Raw genomic sequence first — 16,675 nt, 5'->3', positions numbered from 1 at the left:
AGCTTCGCGTGTTTCGCTTTTGAGAGTTTCACATCTGGGCCAGCAAGCCGCCATCGATCGCCAGCGTCTGGCCATTCACATACCCCGCTGCAGGGGACACCAGAAACAAGACGACAGGGGCGACGTCTTCTGGCGTGGCCCAACGAGCTTGTGGCACTTCTTGGCGCAAGAAATCCTCAAAACCTTCGCGCTGCTGCAGACCCGCTGTGAATTCGGTACGGACAAAGCCGGGGGCAATCGCATTGGCCGTGATGCCGCTGGCGCCGTACTCCACAGCGATGGCGCGGGCCATGGCCCCCAAAGCAGCCTTCGCTGTGGAGTAAGCGCCAATGAGCGGCATGGTGGACTGGCCCGAAACCGACGAGGTCATGACGACTCGGCCAAAACCCCGTGTGCACATGCCGGGCAAAAACACGCGAGAACAGTTGAACGCACCGCCCACATGCACGTCTTGGATTTTTTGCCATTCTTCCCGGCTCATCTCCACGAGGGCTTTGCGATTTTGGTTGCCTGCATTGTTCACCAGGATGTCGACCGTCAAGCCTGCGGTGTCCAGTGCTTGCGCTGCAGTCTGAACAGCTGCCATATCAGCGACATCAAAGCAGGCCGCACGCGCCTCAATGCCCAGTACCTGCAGGCTGTACACAGCATCGTCTGCGGCTTGCGTTTGAAGGTCGTTGATCAGCACGCGTGCTCCGGCGTGTCCCAGTGCCGTGGCGATGGCCAAGCCAATGCCTCTGGCCGAGCCGGTGATCAAAGCGGTGCGACCTTGCAGGCCAAACGATTGCGAGAGATAAGTTGAATTCATGTCAATCTTTCGTGGGTGGTTTGCCGGGGCGTCCCGGGATCATGGTCAGCATGTGGTCGGCTACGCCACCGTCGACCACGAGGTTTTGACCATTGACGTAGCTTGCGCCCGCACTGATCAGGTAATGTACGGCTTGCCCAATGTCATCGGGCCGGCCGATGCGCCCCATGGGAACCAGGGCTTCGCGCCGCGCTTTGGTGTCGGCGTCTTGGTAGACCGCCTCGGTCAGCGGGGTTCGGACCATGCCCGGGCATACCGTATTGGTTCGAATACCTTCTGGCCCCCACTCTTGTGCCAATTGACGACAAAGCATGATGAGTGCTGCTTTGGCCGGCGAGTAAGCGCCATAGCCCGGATGCGGATGCAAGCCTGACATGGAAGCAATGGCGGTGATGCTGCCTCTTGTGCGCTTGAGCGACGGGTATGCCGCTTGTGCCATCAGGAACACCGAGCGGGTGTTGAGGTTGAAGGTCAAGTCCCATTGCTCGACCGACAATTCGGCCAATTTGCCAGGCCCTGATGCGCCCGCCACGCAGACCAAGGCGTCCAGATCGCCATGGACCATCAGGGCCTCTTGCACCATTCGCATTGCATCCTCGGGGCGTGTCACATCGCCCACTACACCCTGAGCCTGTAAGCCCATGTCACGCAGGGCCTGAAGCAAGGCCGACAGGCGTTCGCCGTTTTGTGTGCTGGCCACAGTCAGCTTCAGTTCTTGTGTGGTCTGCGAGGCCAGCACCTCGCAGATGCCTCGGCCAATTCCCCCAGTCGCGCCAGTTACTAAAACATGCATTTTTTGTCTCGGGTAAAAAAGCCGTCTAGGCCTTAGCTCATCACGAAGAGCAATGCGCCGTAGACCAGGCCGTTGAATAAATTGATCGTCAACATCTGGTTTGTCTCCTTTTTAATCTTCTTCAAGGGGGCCAAGTGCCGCCTCGGGCGCACCCAAGGCGGTCCAGCCACCGTCCACCGGCAACACCGCACCGGTGATGTAACTGGCAAGGGGTGAGGCCAAAAAGGCGATCACTTGGGCAATTTCTTCGGGGGCGGCCATGCGCCCCATGGGGGTTCGGCGGGCAATTGCCTGGGCATCGATGGCACCGCGCTCGACCAGGTTGGCCACTAAGGCGGTCTTCACATAACCGGGTGCCACGGCATTCACGCGTATGCCACGGCGCGCCCATTCGCTGGCCAGAGCCCGGGTCATGCCGAGCACGCCGGCCTTGGCCGCGCAGTAAGCATTGCGACCGGGAATGCCGCCAAAGCTGGCGATGGAGCCGATGTTCACGATGGCGCCTCGGATGCCGCGTGCATCACGCGGCTGCTGGGTCATCTGCGCGATCACCTGTTGGGACATGAGAAACACACCCCGCAAATGCACCGACAACACCTTGTCAAAAGCGACGATGTCTTGCTGCAAAGTCGGGGCGGTCTGATCGGCGATCCCGGCGTTGTTGACCAGTCCATCGATGCGGCCATGGCGTGCCACCACATCGCTGACACGCGTTTGCACCGTGTCCGCATTGGTCACATCGCAGGACCAGCCCGAGTGCTGGGCACCCAGGGCCTGCGCACGTTCAAGCGCGAGCGCACCGTTCAAATCGAACAAGGCCACGGTCCATCCCGCATGGGCCAACTGCTGTGCCGTGGCCCAGCCAATGCCATCGGCCGCGCCGGTGACGATGGCCACAGGTGCGCCGCTCATGCTGCGCTCCATACCGGCTTGATGAGTGTGTTCATTTCAGGCACCCACCTTGTCCGCGATGTGGTTGGCCGTCACATAGGCAAACACCATATTGGGGCCGTGTGTGATGCCGGCGGCCGGGTAGTTGCCGCCCATGATGCTGGCACGGTCATTGCCGACGGCGTATAGACCCGGGATCACCGAGCCATCGCTTTTCTTGACTTCACCCACCACGCTGGTCTGGATGCCATCGAAGCTGCCGAGGTCGCCCATCAACAGTTTGACCGCATAGAACGGACCTCTTTCAACCGGTGCCACACAGGGGTTGGGTTGGTGGTTGGGGTCGGCCAGATAGCGGTTGAAGGCGGTGGTGCCGCGGGCGTGTTGTTCGTCCACACCGTTGACGGCACCGGTGTTGTATTCGTGCACGGTGGCTTCCAGGCCGGCCGCATCAATGCCGGTGACCTGCGCCAGATCGGCCAATGTCTTGCCCTCAAAGAGGTAACCATTGCGGATGTATTTGCCAAAAGGCATGGGCGCAGGTTTGACGAAGCCCAACCCGTACTTGCCCAAGGTGGTCTTGTCACAGACCAGCCACATCACGGTTTCCTTTTGACCCTTGCAGGCCTCGATCATGGCCACGCCCACATCGTGGTACGAGTTCGATTCGTTCGTGAAGCGCTTGCCGTTTCGCAGCACGCCAATCACGCCGGGTTTGTAGCGGTCCAGCAAGTGGGGAAAGACACCAAATTCGCCGTTTCCAAATGGCACTTTGGACACCGGCATCCAGGCGGCTGCATCTTTCAAGCGCAAGTCCACATCGGCACCGGCGGTCTCGGCCATGCGCACGCCATCGCCTGTGTTGGTTTCGGGGGTAGGGGAGAGATGTTCCCCGCCACTTTGCAGGTGCGGATAAGCCTTGGCGATGCGTTGCACGTCTTGCGGAAAGCCACCGCAAGCGAGTACCACGCCACGGCGTGCACGGATCTCGCGGTCACCACCTTCGCCGCCGACCAGCATGCCGACCACCTGGCCGTTCTCGGTCAAAACTCGCTTGGCTGGTGTTGAGGTCAGGATGGGAATGCCCAAGTCCAGCGTCGATTTGGCCAGACGCGCTGCCAGCGCATTGCCGCTGGTCACGTTGATGGCGCGTTGGTACAGCGCCAGTTCCTTGATGTGATTGACCAGGCGTTTGGCCACATACAAAAAGGACGTCAGTGACTTCGTGAATTGGAAAAAATGCTTGAGATCCGCATTGGAGGAATTGAACATCATGCCGATGAAGGTGATGGTCTTGAGCGGGGGCTTCAAGCGCGGCATGTCTTTGCCCAGACCTCGGATGTCATAGGCCTGCGCCAGGATCGAGCGACCAATGGCAGCGCCACCTGGCACGTCGGGGTGGTAGTCCGGATAGAGCGTAGGAATAAATTTCATCTCGGTCTCGCGCTCGAAAAAGTCCACCATCTTCGGACCTTGATCCATGAAAGCGGCGACCGCCGCTTCGTCGTAGTAAGTGCCGGTCTCTTGCATCATGTAAGTGCGCACGGCATCCAGCGTGTCTTGTGGGTTTTGCTTGCGGCCATGCGCGTTCAGGGGGATCCAGAGCACGCCACCCGACAGGGCGGTGGTGCCGCCGAACACGGGTTCTTTCTCGATGACCAGCACATCCAGGCCACGTTTTTTGGCCGTGATCGCGCAAGACAAACCTGCTGCTCCAGAGCCCACCACCAGCAAATCACAATCGAAATGGCTTGTCATCTTTGTCTCCTCAAGCGGTTTGGTTGTAGCCAGGACGCGGCACCATGTCCATCAACATGCAGGACATGCCGCCATCGACAACGAGCTCGGCGCCGTTGATGTAGCCCGAGCGTGGACTGGCTAGAAACACCGCCACATCGGCGATGTCTTGCGGCTCGCCGATGCGGCGGCTGGCTGTGACGGCTGAACGCTTGGCCTCAAAGCCAGGCTCTTCATAAAATTTGGCCGACAAAGCGGTGCGGATCATGCCGGGGCAAATCGCGTTGCTGCGCACGCCTTGCGGGCCCCATTCGACGGCCATCTGACGTGACATCAGCAGCACGCCGGCCTTGCTGGCGCTGTAGGCACCGCTGTGGCTTTGCGGGAACAGGCCCGAGATGGACGCCACGTTGACGATGCAGCCTTCACCGGCAGCACGCATGGCCGCACCGAAGGCGCGGGCGCACAGCAGGTAGCCAGTCAGGTTGACCGCCAGCACTTCGTTCCACTCGTCCAAGCTTACGTCGGCCAAACCGCCAGAACGCAGCAGTCCCGCGTTGTTGATCAGCGCATAGGCGGTGCCCCATGTGGACAGGACTTTTTCTGCGGCGGCCTGCACGCTGGCCGCATCGCTGATGTCACAGGTCACGGCCAAGGTCTTCGCGCCTTTCGCTTGCAGTTGATCTTGCATGCGCCTCAAGCCCTGTGCATCGCGATCAAGCAGCACCACGCGCGCCCCCACTTGCGTCAAACGCTCGGCGACCGATGCGCCGATGCCGCTGGCGGCGCCGGTGACCACACACACGCGGTCGTCCAACTCAAGCCAGCTTTTGTCTCCACTCATGTTCATGTCCTTATTCCTGATCTATGTCAAACATTGTTGGAATGAGGGTCGAGAAAATTTTTGACGATTCGATCGAATAACAGGACAATTCGTGCGAACTGGAGCGTAAAAATGGTGGTTTCTAGGGTAATCCCGAATTACGATTTGTATGGCGATTCGAGCCGGCATGAAGATTCGGCTGCTTTCAATTTCGAATGGATTCCGCAGCGTTCGACCTTGTACAACTGGCTGATCCATCCCCATCGACACGATTCGTTCATCCAGGTGCTTTACCTCACAGAGGGGCATGTGGATGTACAGATTGAGCATGTTCAGCAAACACTGCATGCGCCCTGCGTGATGTTGATCCCGGCAGGTCATGTGCACGGGTTCCGGTTTTCTCAAGACACCAATGGCCCGGTGGTCACGGCCATGCAAAAGGCACTGGAATCGGCGGCGGCGTTGATGATGCCGCCCTTGTTGGACACCATACGCACCCCGCGTTTGCTCTCCTTGCAGTCGGAGATGCGCTACATCGACCAACTCATGCCCTTGTTTTTGGCGCTGGAGCAAGAGTCGCACACACCGGCTGAAGGTCAGGTGGCCGCAGGTACGTCTTTGTTGTTGGCCCTGATGGTGCAAGTGCACCGCATTTGCAAATTGTCCGATCTGACGGACACCCAAACCCACTACAGCATCTCGCGCAAGGCGCGGCAAATCGAAAAATTCCGCAGCTTGATCGACAAAAGTTTCCGCTCCGAGCATTCCTTGCAAACCTATGCCAACCAGGTCGGCGTGACGGTGGGGCAACTCTCGCGCCTGTGTCGTGAGGTCTTGGGCAAATCGAGCCTGCAGGTCATGAATGACCGCTTGATTCAGGAAGCGCAACGCGAACTGGTTTACACCGCTTTGCCCATCAAACAACTGGCCTCCGAACTCGGTTTTGAGGACGACGCTTACTTCAGCCGTTTCTTTCGCAAGCACATCGGCATGACCCCCAAGGCTTACCGTGCCAAGTCTTTGGCGCAGATGGGCATTGATGTTCAGACACATTTCTGAGCACCTTCGCCAAAGGTGGCCGGGAGTTTGCAGTTGCTGCACATGCGGCGTACTGATTTGACCGTCTGGCACACATGCAGGTTTTTGGAGACGCACCCCTATTCGCTGCACTTGGCGCTTGTCGTACTTCAATTGAATGACGTGGTTCAAAGATTCAGCCCTAGCAAAAGTGGCTATTTCAGACATTCAATCAACGGTGCTGGAAAACAGGTTGGCGTTTGCCAAGGAAGGCGTGCATGCCTTCGTGCGCATCGCTGCTGGCAAAGCGGGCATGCAGCTCGCGCCGTTCAAAAAGGATGCCTTCGCTCAGGCTGCTCTCGTGGGCGCGGTTGACGGATTCCTTGATGGCCATGAGCGCGGGCAAGGAGTAGCCCGCAATCTGTGTGGTCAGTTTCAAAGCGGTGTTTTGCAGTTCCGCGTCAGGCACCACACGCGAGACCAGGCCATAGCGGTCCGCTTCTTGAGCCGACAGCATGCGGGCCGACAGGCACATGTCCATGGCCTTCGCCTTACCCACGGCGCGAGGAAGTCGTTGCGTGCCCCCAGCGCCAGGCAGCATGGCCAGCTTGATTTCGGGCAGGGCGAATTTAGCCGATTCGGCCGCGACGATGATGTCGCAGGCCAGGGCCAGTTCGCAGCCTCCACCCATGGCAAAACCGGCCACCGCTGCGATCACCGGCTTGCGCACTTGGCGGATGGTTTCCCAATTGCGGGTGATGAAGCCCCTTTGGTAAACATCCATATAGGACCAGTCCGCCATCACGGCGATGTCGGCACCGGCGGCAAAGGCTTTGTCACTGCCGGTGATCAAGATGGCTCCGATGTCGGCGTTGCCATCAAAAGCCAGCAGGGCCGCGCCTAGCGCGTCCATCAACTCGTCGTTGAGGGCGTTCAGTTGCGCAGGACGGTTCAGGCGGATCAGGCCCACGCGGCCATGGGTTTCGGTGAGGATGGTGGGCTCGGTCATGGTGCGGGTGACCATCAGCCTGGGGTCAGCATGGCTTGAAGTTGTTCGCGCAACTTGAACTTCTGGATCTTGCCCGAGGGCGTCGCGGGCATGGAATCCATCACCTGCAGGCGCTCGGGAATGTACTGAATAGCCACCTTGTTTTCTTTCAGGTAACGCACGATTTCGGGCAAGTCCATGCTTTGACCGGGCTTGGTCACCACCACGGCGCAGGCGCGCTCGCCCAGTCGCTCGTCAGGGTAGGCCACGATGGCCGCCATGGCCACTGCGGGGTGGCGGTACAGCAGCGATTCGATCTCGACCACCGGTATGTTCTCACCGCCACGGATGATCACATCCTTGCTGCGGCCGGTGATGCGGATGTAGCCTTGCTCGTCCATGCGGGCCAGGTCACCGGTGTCAAACCAGCCTTGCGCGTCGGTGCCGTTCAGGTGTGGGCGCTTGAGGTAGCCGCCAAAGTTGGAGCACGAACGCACATACAACTTGCCGGGCGTGCCCGCAGGAAGTGCGGGTCCAGAAGCATCGATCTCCACCACTTTGAGTTCCACGCCGGGCAATGCGAGGCCATCGGTAGTGAAAGCGCGTTCGTCAGAGTCGTTCAGCTGGATGAGTGTCACAGCGCCGTTTTCGCTCATGCCCCAGGCGGATACGATCTTGGTGCCGAGCGCCGCGCGGGCCTGCTCCACCAGCGGGCCGGGGATGGGGGCACCGGCGCACAAGAAGGTCTTGAGCGTGGGCACGGGAGTCTTGCCCTCGACAACCGCGCGGGTCAAGTCGGAGAGGAAGGGTGTTGAGGCCATGGTGAAGCTGGCCTTTTCGGTGTTGATGATCTCCACCGCCTTCTTGGGCTCCCAGATGTCTTGCAACACGGCACTGGCCTTGAGCATGATAGGCATCATCAGGCCGTACATGAAGCCGGTTTGGTGCGCCATAGGCGAGGCCATTAGCACCACGTCTTCGGCATCGAGTTGTAAGCGCTGTGCATAAGGAATGATGTTGGCCATCACGGTGTTGGCCGAGTGCATCACACCCTTGGGCTCGCCGGTGGTGCCAGAGGTGTAGATCAGCTGGGTGATGTCGTCCGGGGCGGGACGGTGAGCGCTCAGGATGGCAGCCGCATCGGCTTCCTTTTCCCATTCAGGGCCGCTGAGCAGGGCCTCGAAGCTGTTGGCGCCCTGGCCGTCGATCACCACAATGTGTTTCAGGTCAGGCAGGCCTGGCTGAATGGCCGTGATCATCTGCTCGAAGTCAAAACCCCGGAAGGTCTTGGGCCCGATGATGACCTTGGCTTCACCGTGCTTGAGCATGAAGTTCAGCTCGCGCTCCCGGAAGATGTGCATCAGCGGGTTGATGACCGCACCGATGCGCGAGCAGGCCAGATAAGTCACGGTGAATTGCCACCAGTTGGGCAACTGGCAGGCCACGATGTCGTTCTTTTGTACACCCAGGCGCGTCAGGCCCACAGCGATGCGGTCGGCCATTTTCGACAGTTCGCGGTAGGTGAAGTGCTTCACATCGCCGGCTTCGACGCGGTAGGCGGTCAGGGCCAGCTTGTCCGGGCAGGCGGCCAAGCAGGCGTCGAGTTCGCCGTTGATGGTGCGGTCGTGCCAAAGGCCTTGGGCGATCATCGGGGCACGGCGGGCGGGCAATAAAACGGCATCGAATTCCATGTGGGTCTCCTTGGGGGCGAAATGTTTTTTTGAATGTCAGGCGGGCACGTTCTTGCGACCGGCACGGGTGCGCGCAATGATTGTTTTCATGATCTGGGCCGTGCCGTCCCCGATCTGAAAGCCCAGCACATCGCGCAGGCGTTGCTCCATCAGGCCGCGGTCGTAGCCGCCGTGGCCAAAGCACAGCAGGCACTGGTGGATCACGTCATAAGCCAGCTTGGGGCCCCACCACTTGGCCATGCCAGCCTCGGCGGAGTGAGGCAAGCCTTGGTCCTTGAGCCACAAGCCCTGCAGGCAGACCAGTCTCGCACCTTCGACTTCGGTGTCGTACTGGGCCAGTGGGTGGGTGACGCCTTGGAAGGCCGACAGCGGCTGGCCAAAGGCCTGGCGCTGGGTGATGTACTCCCAGGTTTCATCGAGGGCCGCGCGTGCCACGGCCAAGCACTGCAGGCCGATCAGCGATCGCGAGTAGTCAAACCCGTGCATGACCTGCACAAAGCCCTTGTTCTCGTCGCCCAAGCGGTGGCTTGCAGGCACACGCACGTTTTCGAAAAAGATGGAACCGCGGCCGATCGAGCGCTGGCCATGGCAGTCAAAGCGGCTGGTGCTCAGGCCTGGTGTGTCCATGGGCACCAGCAAGGCGGTGACGCCGTGCGCGCCCGACTCGGGTGTGCCGGTGCGGCCAAATACCACGGTGATGTCGGCTTGATCGGCGGCAGAGATCGAGGTTTTCTCGCCGTTGATGACGTAAAAGTCACCGTCGCGTTCGACCCGCAAACGCAGATTGGCCGCGTCCGAACCGCCACGCGGCTCGGTCAGGGCAATCGCGCAAATCGCGCGGCCTTCGCGGATCTTGTCGAGCCAGGGGCGCACCACTTCTGGATTGCCGTATTTGTAGAGGATCTGGCTGTTCAGAGAGGCCAACAGGTTCAGATACGAAAAGCTCAGGTCGGCTCGGGCGATTTCCTCGTGGATCACGCCTGCAGCCACGCAACCCATACCCAGGCCACCGAATTCTTCTGGGACCTCGGGGCAGATGAAGCCCAACTCGCCCATCTCGCGCAGCAAGGTGCAGTCAAACTCGCGCGTCTTGTCACGCTCCAGAAAGCCGGGCTTGATCTTTTCATCGGCAAATCGACGAACGGTCTCGGCCAGTGCCTGCAGGTCTTCGTTGATGTAGGGATTGGGGTTCATGGTTTCTCGATCCGGTATCTGATTTATATGTAAATATGTTGTCCTATTCTAGAGTTCTTTAATGAAAGTCTTCAAGACATTTTGAAATCACAAAACTTATCGTTAACCCCAATAAAAAAGGGTTGGAACTTTTTTTCGATCGTTTCGGTCAGTAAATTTATTCAAAATTGAGACAACATATTGATTCAATTAAGCAAAGCCACGAAGTTGAGTATTGGTCGCGCTCTGACACACATTGTCATTCGCAGGCTAGGCCATTCAGCGGCTCAGGAGGCAGGGGCAACAAAGGCGCAGCCTGTTACTTTGAGCTCCTGCGGTTGGTTGTGGGGCCCCCATTCGAGACCCAAAAACCAATTGGGGGAAATGAGCAGATCCGGATGCCCCATGGCCTGCGCAGCTTGGACACCGTAGTTCAGAGGGTCGGTTTGGCCTATAGCCTGATCGAAAGCCTGCAAACGGGGGCGAGCAGCATGGCCCTCAAACGGACTAAGCCAACTGCCTTGGTTCCGGGCGTCCTTCATCGGGTGTGTGGGCTCATCTCAAAAGCCAGAAGGTCGGTGCGCCAGGGCGCGCAGGCGCTCTGTGTCGGCCCGCACAAACACCGTGTCTGCGCGCACAGTGAGGACCTCGCCGGCCCAAATTTCACACATGACTTTGGATTTGCGGGCCAGTGGCCCATCGACCCAGGCCTTGAGGAGCAGTTCCACGCCCATGGGGGTGGGCTTAAGGTAGTCGATGTTCAGATTGCCGGTGACACATTGGATGGCGGGGCTGCTTTCTGGGGGGCGTTGCTCTTGGCGGTAATGCCAGGCCATGGCTGTCCATCCGCTGTGGCAATCCACCAGCATGGCCAGTAAGCCACCGTAGACCAGACCCGGAAAGCCGGTGAACTCAGGACGGGGCGTGTGGCGCAGCACGACAAATTGGCCAGATGCGTCCCAATGGCTCTTGATGCGCAGCCCCGTGGGGTGCGCCGGGCCGCAGCAGTAGCAAACCATAAGTGGGGCTGCACGGTCTTGCAGCGAATCTGCAGGAGCACTCATTTCAACACCCTCTCACACAATGACCTGCACCACAACAGACAGTTGTGATGCAGGTGGACAGAACCGCTTAAATGCCGCTCAAAGGCGGCACAAAGACAGCCCAGTTCATTACATCTTGCAAGCAGGCGAGGCTGCAGGTGTGATCGAGGCTGGGAAAGAACGCTCAATGACAGGGCGCAACATACCGTCGGCTGTCTTGACGCGGGCCACATAGTTGGGGATCACCATCTGGTTGTCGGCCGCACGCACCGGCGCTTTGCCGTACAGGGTGTCCACCGTGGCACCACGCAGCGCCTTGGTCACGTCTTCGGGCTTGACGCTCTTGGCCAAAGTCACACCTTGGAAAAGCACCATGGCACCGTTGTAAGCCTGGCCTTCGGTATCAGATGGCAAGCGGTTGTGCTTGGCCTTGAAGGCACTCACAAAGGCTTTGGTTTGCGGGGTATCGATGTCGGGAGTGAAGCCCACGTTGCCTGGCACATTGGTCAAGGCGTTGCCGGTGGCGTTGATCACGAAGTTAGACAACAGGGCGTGGCCGATCAGCGGGGTTTGCGGGATCAGGCCGAAGTCAGACGCTTGCTTGGTGAATGCGATGGCACCGGCCACTTCGGCGGTCCAGATGGCGTCAACCTTGGCGGCCTTGAGCTGCTGGATGTAGGGCGCGTAGTCTTTGGTTCCCATGGGCACCATCAGCTTGAGCGCCACTTTCTTGCCCTGTGCCGTTACGGCCGATTCGAAGGCTTTGGCCGAATCCTGGCCCCAAAGGTAGTCGGCGGCCATGATGGCAAAGTTGTTGCCAGGAACGCCTTTGAGCCAGTCATTGACCATGGCCATGTCCATCGCATCCGAGTGGTTGGTGCGGATGAAGCGTGTGTTGCAGGAGTCGCCTGTCAAGCGGTCCGCCTTGCTGATGGTACCAATCAGGGCGGCGTCCCAGCGGCTCAGGTTCTGGCTGATGGTCAAAGATATGCCCGAGCTGATTGGTCCGATGATCAGGTTGTGGCCTTCGCGCGAGAGTTTTTCTGCAGCGCGACGGCCTGCGTCGGGTGTGCTCTCGTCGTCGCCTTCGGCCACGATAACGCGCCGCCCATCCACGCCGCCACGGGCGTTGGCTTCTTCCACCGCGAAACGAATGCCGTTGGCCACGTCAGCGCCCATGGTGGCAAAGCCCCCGGACTTGGATGTGATGAGCGCCAGGCGCACCGGGTCTTTGGCTTGGGCCAGTGCGGCCAGCGGCATGGTGGCGGCTAAGGTGGTCAGTGCGATGAGTTGATGAATTTTTGTACGTTGAAACATACAGTCTCCTTGATTTGAAAAATGGCCAATCAATGGCACTCTGCTTACAAAAAATGAGGTGGGCTTGCGCCTGCCTCACACCAAAATGTGTTGCTCGATGTCTTTCAAGCCCTCTGGACTATTCAACACCGGGCCTTGCGCGACCACGTTGCCCTTGGCCATCGCCAGGTAGCGGTGCGCAACGCGCACCACAAGGCTAAGGTTCTGCTCAATCAGCAGCACAGAGGTGCCTTGGTCAGCCACCCGCTGGAAGGTGCCGGCCAGTTGATCCACGATCACTGGGGCCAGACCTTCGGTGGGTTCGTCCAGCAAGATCAAATCGGGGTTGGCCATGAGCGCTCGGCCGACCGCCAGCATCTGCTGCTGCCCACCCGATAAGGCCGTTCCGGGTGTGTGGGCGCGCTCTTGCAAAATAGGAAACAGCTTGTAGATTTCTGACACATTCCAGGGACCTTTGCGGCCGGTGGCCGCACCCAGCAGCAAGTTTTCTTCTACCGTCAGGTTGGCCACGATGCGACGTCCCTGCGGCACCACCGCCATGCCATGTTGGGCTGCGACATAGGGGCGAGGTTGAGTGATCTCTTTGCCACCCATGCGAATGTGACCGCCCTTCATTTGGGCCAGGCCTAAGATGGTGTTGACCACCGTGGTCTTGCCCACCCCGTTGCGCCCGATCAGGGCCACTTGCTCACCCGCACGGACATTCAGACTCAGGTCGTGCAGGATGTGGGCCGAGCCATAAAAGGCATTGACGTTGTCAAGTTCGAGGAGGTTGGTCATGCTGAGCTTCCCAAATAAGCTTCGCGCACCCGAGGATCGGCGCGCACTTGGGCGGGTGCGCCATTGGCGATGACGCGGCCTAATTCAAAAACAGTGACGACGTCGGAGATGCCAAACACCACATCCATGTCGTGCTCGACCAGCAATACCGATACCTCCCAGCGTGAGGTCAGCGCTTTCAAGTGCTGGGCCAAGTCGTGCGACTCCTTGACCGACAAGCCCGCCATGGGTTCGTCCAACATCAGCATCTTGGGTCGACCCACCAAGGCCAGCGCCAGGTCCAAGCGGCGTTGTTCGCCATAGCCCAGGTCTTCGGCCATCACATTGCCCAAGCGGGCCAGGTCCAGTTCTTCCAAAACGGCTTCGGCATCGGCTGCCGAGTCGCTCATGCCCATCTTGTAAGAGGCCAATTCCACCTGTTTTCGCACCGGCATGCCACCAAAAATACTGGTGCGCTGAAAGCTGCGCGACAGCCCCAGGCGGCGTCGTTCCACCGCACCAAGCTGACTCACATCCTGGCCGTCCAGAATCACCTGACCGCGTGTCAGCGGGCGGCGTCCGGTGATGGCGTCAATCACCGTCGATTTGCCCGCACCGTTAGGGCCAATCAGGCCGAGAATTTGCCCTTTCCCGAGCGTCAGTGAAACGCCATCGAGGGCCTTGACCCCGCCGTAATGAATGGCTACGTCCCGTGTTTCAAGCACATAAGAAGTCATGCGTTTCTCCATGAAGGTTCAATGACCTGACTTGCTGGTGGCGTTAGCTCTCGTGTGACGCGGCTTCATCAGGCGCTCCAAAGCCCCTGCGATGCCATCTGGCGAGAACACAATCACGGCGATCAGGGCGGCCCCGAAAATCGCCATCCAGTAGGTGGCGAAATCGCCCAACAATTCCTTGAACAGGAAGTACACGATGGCGCCCAAAATGGGACCGATGACCGACTTGAAACCGCCCACCACCACCATCACCAGGGCTATGCCCGAGACGCTCCAGTGCAGACTTTCTGGCGAGATGAATCCTGTGTTGAGTGAAGACATCACGCCCGCCACACCTGTGACCACCGCCGACATCGCATACACCAAAGCGCGAGGCACGGTGGTGGTGATGCCGATGAAGCGGGCGCGCTCTTCGTTGTCACGAACAGCCTCAGTGATGGAGCCAAAGCGCGTGCGCAAGAGCCACACCACGGCCAGCGTCACCACAATCAACACGGTCCAGACGATCAGGAACAACACGTCAGGCTTTAGAAGTACCGACTGCTTCACCCCAAACAAGGTGCTGGGCCAGGGGATGCTCATGCCGTCCGCACCGCCCGTGAGGCCGCGAGAGCGGGTGGCCAGCAAATAGGCCATTTGCCCTATGGCCAGCGTCAGCATGCCAAAGGCGATACCTGGCACACGCACAATGACGAGGCCGATCAGAAACGCCAGAACGCCAATGCCCAGCAAGACCACGAAAATGGCGATTTCGGCACTAAACCAGTCCAGTGTCAGGATCACGCCCATGGCGTAACCGGCAGCGCCAAAAAATAGTGCATGGCCAAAACTGGTCAAGCCGTTTTGGCGCAACAACACCCCCACACCGAGTGCGAAGATGGCATAGATCACCGCCTGTGCAAACAAGCCCAGCAAACTGCTGGAGGGTGTGAGAAAGGCAATTGCCACGCCCGCCACTAAAGCCAGCAGCGCCAACATCAAAATTCGGGAAAATCGCATGATGCTTGCTCCGGATTTAAGTGCGGCTACCGGCCAGACCGGACGGCTTCCAGATCAAGATGGCGATCATGAAGATGAAGGGCAATAGCACCGACACCTGCGGCATGTACACCGCGCCAATGGCCTGCATCATCCCCAGCAGTAACGCAGCGATGAAGGCTCCTGCGAGCGAGCCGAGGCCGCCAATCACCACCACCACAAACGAGTCGATCAACACATCCGAACTCATGTGCGGTGTCAGCGACAAAAACGGGCCAGCGACGACACCTGCTAGACCGGCCAGCGCGCTGCCCAGGCCAACCACGCCAGCGCTGATCGCGTCAGTATTGACACCCTGCATTGAGGTGGTCACTGGGTCGGTGCTGGCCGCACGAACAAACAAACCGACGCGTGAAAAGCGAAGCCACAGCGTGAGGCCTAGAGCGACCGTCAGACCGACAACGATCACACCAATACGGTAGGCTGGCACCTGATTGCCCATCAGATCCACCGTGAAGTTCAACAACTCAGGGGTAAAAAGGGAGTGGTTGGCCTTGCCCCAGATGAACACCACCAAGTCTTGCAGAATCAGCAACAGGCCGAAAGTCACGAGCATCACACTCAGAGGTTCACGGTCTTGCAACAAACGAAAACCATAACGGTCCAGCAGTGCACCGAAGATGGCCATGGCCGTCGGAGCAACCACCAACGCCACCCAGAAATTGCTTTGCATGGCAACGGTAAAGCCGATGTAAGCCCCGAGCATGTACAAAGCACCGTGGGCAAAGTTCACCACGCGTCGTAGACCATAGATCAACGCCAGGCCCGAGCTCATGATGATGAGCAAGGACCCGTACACCAGGCCGTTGAACAAGTTAATGGTCAGCATGTCTTGTCTCCTTGTAAGAGGTTATTTCTGAAGTCGGCGAGAGCCGCCTGAAAAGGCCTCTTTTTTGTGAAACTCTTCATAGTTCTGTTTCAATCCGTTTCGTCAACACCAGCACGGTGGCTATAAATCGGTTTTGGGTAGCAAGTCGACCCTGATACAGATCGGGGCTTTAGGGCCCTTAGTGAACGCAACGATCACCTTGACTTGCTGTCCCCAGTTCGGCGCTTATTTGGCGTACTTGCGGAAGTCGGGCTTGCGCTTTTCCTGCAAGGCCTTCACGCCTTCGCGCGACTCTTCGGTGTCGTAGTACAGCTTGAGCGCGTACATGCCCATGCCAGCGATGCCCGCCTGGTGCGCGGTGTCCATGTTGAAACTGCGCTTGGCAATGGCAATCGCCGTGGGGCTGCGCTCACAGATGGTCTCAGCCCATTCCTGTACGGTGGCGTCGAGCTGCTCGTGCGGCACACAGATGTTGGCCAGACCCATGTCCACGGCCTCTTGACCTGAGTAGCGCTTGTTGAGGTACCAGATTTCACGGGCTTTCTTTTCACCGACCACGCGCGCCAAAAAGGCGGTGCCGTAGCCCGGATCGACCGATCCCATCTTGGGGCCGACCTGGCCGAAGATGGCTTTGTCAGAACAAATGGTCAGGTCGCAGATGGTGCACAGCACGTTGCCGCCACCAATCGCAAAACCTTGCACGCGGGCGATCACGGGTTTGGGCACATCACGGATGGCGGTGTGGAGTTCCTCCATGGGCAAACCAATGGTGCCACGGCCGTCGTAGTTGCCATCGTGAGCCGACTGGTCGCCGCCTGTGCAGAAAGCACGGTCACCGGCACCGGCCAAAACGATGCAGCCGATGTCGCGGTCGTATCCCGCCTTGTTCAAGGCTTTGATGAGTTCGTCGCAGGTGGTGCCGCGAAAAGCATTCATCTTCTCGGGGCGGTTGATCGTGATCCAGGCCACGCCGTTGCGGTTTTCGTACAGGATGTCTTCGAATTGCATGGAGTTCTCCAAAAAAATAGTGC

General features: G+C 59.1%; 17 protein-coding genes. 1 reads left to right on the top strand and 16 read right to left on the bottom strand.

Features of this window, described 5'->3' with window-relative positions:
* Positions 1-28: 28 nt before the first annotated feature.
* From B9Z49_RS03650 to B9Z49_RS03630, 5 genes are all read right to left on the bottom strand, one after another.
* Positions 29-808 carry an SDR family NAD(P)-dependent oxidoreductase gene (locus B9Z49_RS03650; RefSeq protein WP_108352083.1) on the bottom strand — a complete coding sequence of 260 codons (780 nt, stop codon included), beginning with the start codon at positions 806-808 and terminating at the stop codon, positions 29-31.
* A 1-nt stretch (position 809) separates the two neighbouring features.
* Positions 810-1,601: an SDR family NAD(P)-dependent oxidoreductase gene (locus B9Z49_RS03645; protein ID WP_108352082.1), complete on the bottom strand. Its 792-nt coding sequence runs from the start codon at positions 1,599-1,601 to the stop codon at positions 810-812.
* Positions 1,602-1,712: 111 nt separating this feature from the next.
* Entirely contained in the window at positions 1,713-2,513 is an 801-nt protein-coding gene (locus tag B9Z49_RS03640) for an SDR family NAD(P)-dependent oxidoreductase (protein ID WP_108352258.1), read from the bottom strand.
* A gap of 36 nt (positions 2,514-2,549) precedes the next feature.
* Positions 2,550-4,250 (bottom strand): FAD-dependent oxidoreductase, encoded by a 1,701-nt coding sequence (locus tag B9Z49_RS03635; protein ID WP_108352081.1) that lies wholly within the window; start codon positions 4,248-4,250, stop codon positions 2,550-2,552.
* A 10-nt stretch (positions 4,251-4,260) separates the two neighbouring features.
* On the bottom strand, positions 4,261-5,079 hold the full coding sequence (locus B9Z49_RS03630; protein WP_108352080.1) for an SDR family NAD(P)-dependent oxidoreductase: 819 nt from the start codon (positions 5,077-5,079) through the stop codon (positions 4,261-4,263).
* Positions 5,080-5,184: 105 nt separating this feature from the next.
* Here B9Z49_RS03630 and B9Z49_RS03625 point away from each other — a divergent pair, with 105 nt between their 5' ends.
* The gene (locus tag B9Z49_RS03625; RefSeq protein ID WP_108352079.1) at positions 5,185-6,111 is read left to right on the top strand and encodes a helix-turn-helix domain-containing protein; all 927 of its coding nucleotides are present in this window, start codon (positions 5,185-5,187) and stop codon (positions 6,109-6,111) included.
* A 190-nt stretch (positions 6,112-6,301) separates the two neighbouring features.
* On the opposite strand, the gene B9Z49_RS03620 is transcribed toward B9Z49_RS03625, so the two are convergent.
* The 11 genes from B9Z49_RS03620 to badI form a co-directional block, all read right to left on the bottom strand.
* Entirely contained in the window at positions 6,302-7,078 is a 777-nt protein-coding gene (locus B9Z49_RS03620) for an enoyl-CoA hydratase (protein WP_108352257.1), read from the bottom strand.
* A gap of 14 nt (positions 7,079-7,092) precedes the next feature.
* Positions 7,093-8,748 (bottom strand): cyclohexanecarboxylate-CoA ligase, encoded by a 1,656-nt coding sequence (gene aliA / locus B9Z49_RS03615; RefSeq protein WP_108352078.1) that lies wholly within the window; start codon positions 8,746-8,748, stop codon positions 7,093-7,095.
* 36 nt (positions 8,749-8,784) lie between these two features.
* Positions 8,785-9,942, bottom strand: a complete 1,158-nt coding sequence (gene aliB / locus B9Z49_RS03610; protein WP_108352077.1) for a cyclohexanecarboxyl-CoA dehydrogenase — start codon at positions 9,940-9,942, stop codon at positions 8,785-8,787.
* A 266-nt stretch (positions 9,943-10,208) separates the two neighbouring features.
* Entirely contained in the window at positions 10,209-10,463 is a 255-nt protein-coding gene (locus B9Z49_RS22495) for a MaoC family dehydratase N-terminal domain-containing protein (RefSeq protein WP_108352076.1), read from the bottom strand.
* A gap of 18 nt (positions 10,464-10,481) precedes the next feature.
* Positions 10,482-10,985 (bottom strand): PaaI family thioesterase, encoded by a 504-nt coding sequence (locus tag B9Z49_RS03600; RefSeq protein ID WP_108352075.1) that lies wholly within the window; start codon positions 10,983-10,985, stop codon positions 10,482-10,484.
* 108 nt (positions 10,986-11,093) lie between these two features.
* Positions 11,094-12,281 (bottom strand): ABC transporter substrate-binding protein, encoded by a 1,188-nt coding sequence (locus B9Z49_RS03595; protein WP_108352074.1) that lies wholly within the window; start codon positions 12,279-12,281, stop codon positions 11,094-11,096.
* Between the two features lie 75 nt (positions 12,282-12,356).
* Complete coding sequence (locus B9Z49_RS03590; RefSeq protein WP_108352073.1) at positions 12,357-13,061, bottom strand: ABC transporter ATP-binding protein; 705 nt, start codon at positions 13,059-13,061, stop codon at positions 12,357-12,359.
* Positions 13,058-13,777, bottom strand: coding sequence for an ABC transporter ATP-binding protein (locus tag B9Z49_RS03585; protein ID WP_108352256.1), 720 nt, complete (start codon positions 13,775-13,777; stop codon positions 13,058-13,060). Before B9Z49_RS03585 ends, B9Z49_RS03590 begins: the two co-directional genes overlap by 4 nt.
* Positions 13,778-13,795: 18 nt before the next feature.
* Positions 13,796-14,776 carry a branched-chain amino acid ABC transporter permease gene (locus tag B9Z49_RS03580; protein WP_108352072.1) on the bottom strand — a complete coding sequence of 327 codons (981 nt, stop codon included), beginning with the start codon at positions 14,774-14,776 and terminating at the stop codon, positions 13,796-13,798.
* Between the two features lie 16 nt (positions 14,777-14,792).
* Positions 14,793-15,644, bottom strand: a complete 852-nt coding sequence (locus tag B9Z49_RS03575) for a branched-chain amino acid ABC transporter permease (RefSeq protein ID WP_108352071.1) — start codon at positions 15,642-15,644, stop codon at positions 14,793-14,795.
* A gap of 225 nt (positions 15,645-15,869) precedes the next feature.
* On the bottom strand, positions 15,870-16,652 hold the full coding sequence (badI, locus tag B9Z49_RS03570; protein ID WP_108352070.1) for a 2-ketocyclohexanecarboxyl-CoA hydrolase: 783 nt from the start codon (positions 16,650-16,652) through the stop codon (positions 15,870-15,872).
* Positions 16,653-16,675 lie beyond the last annotated feature (23 nt).

It is taken from the genome of Limnohabitans sp. 2KL-51 (assembly GCF_003063645.1).
Lineage (GTDB): Bacteria > Pseudomonadota > Gammaproteobacteria > Burkholderiales > Burkholderiaceae_C > Limnohabitans_A.
This window is presented reverse-complemented; position numbering and strand designations above follow the sequence as displayed.

Bases quoted from the DNA above. Each gene is read 5' to 3' on its own strand.
- B9Z49_RS03650 (WP_108352083.1), bottom strand. From the start codon at position 808: ATGAATTCAACTTATCTCTCGCAATCGTTTGGCCTGCAAGGTCGCACC.
- B9Z49_RS03595 (WP_108352074.1), bottom strand. From the start codon at position 12,281: ATGTTTCAACGTACAAAAATTCATCAACTCATCGCACTGACCACCTTA.
- B9Z49_RS03600 (WP_108352075.1), bottom strand. From the start codon at position 10,985: ATGAGTGCTCCTGCAGATTCGCTGCAAGACCGTGCAGCCCCACTTATG.
- aliB (WP_108352077.1), bottom strand. From the start codon at position 9,942: ATGAACCCCAATCCCTACATCAACGAAGACCTGCAGGCACTGGCCGAG.
- aliA (WP_108352078.1), bottom strand. From the start codon at position 8,748: ATGGAATTCGATGCCGTTTTATTGCCCGCCCGCCGTGCCCCGATGATC.
- B9Z49_RS03585 (WP_108352256.1), bottom strand. From the start codon at position 13,777: ATGACTTCTTATGTGCTTGAAACACGGGACGTAGCCATTCATTACGGC.
- B9Z49_RS03590 (WP_108352073.1), bottom strand. From the start codon at position 13,061: ATGACCAACCTCCTCGAACTTGACAACGTCAATGCCTTTTATGGCTCG.
- B9Z49_RS03645 (WP_108352082.1), bottom strand. From the start codon at position 1,601: ATGCATGTTTTAGTAACTGGCGCGACTGGGGGAATTGGCCGAGGCATC.
- B9Z49_RS03635 (WP_108352081.1), bottom strand. From the start codon at position 4,250: ATGACAAGCCATTTCGATTGTGATTTGCTGGTGGTGGGCTCTGGAGCA.
- B9Z49_RS03625 (WP_108352079.1), top strand. From the start codon at position 5,185: ATGGTGGTTTCTAGGGTAATCCCGAATTACGATTTGTATGGCGATTCG.
- B9Z49_RS03620 (WP_108352257.1), bottom strand. From the start codon at position 7,078: ATGACCGAGCCCACCATCCTCACCGAAACCCATGGCCGCGTGGGCCTG.
- badI (WP_108352070.1), bottom strand. From the start codon at position 16,652: ATGCAATTCGAAGACATCCTGTACGAAAACCGCAACGGCGTGGCCTGG.
- B9Z49_RS03580 (WP_108352072.1), bottom strand. From the start codon at position 14,776: ATGCGATTTTCCCGAATTTTGATGTTGGCGCTGCTGGCTTTAGTGGCG.
- B9Z49_RS22495 (WP_108352076.1), bottom strand. From the start codon at position 10,463: ATGAAGGACGCCCGGAACCAAGGCAGTTGGCTTAGTCCGTTTGAGGGC.
- B9Z49_RS03640 (WP_108352258.1), bottom strand. From the start codon at position 2,513: ATGAGCGGCGCACCTGTGGCCATCGTCACCGGCGCGGCCGATGGCATT.
- B9Z49_RS03575 (WP_108352071.1), bottom strand. From the start codon at position 15,644: ATGCTGACCATTAACTTGTTCAACGGCCTGGTGTACGGGTCCTTGCTC.
- B9Z49_RS03630 (WP_108352080.1), bottom strand. From the start codon at position 5,079: ATGAACATGAGTGGAGACAAAAGCTGGCTTGAGTTGGACGACCGCGTG.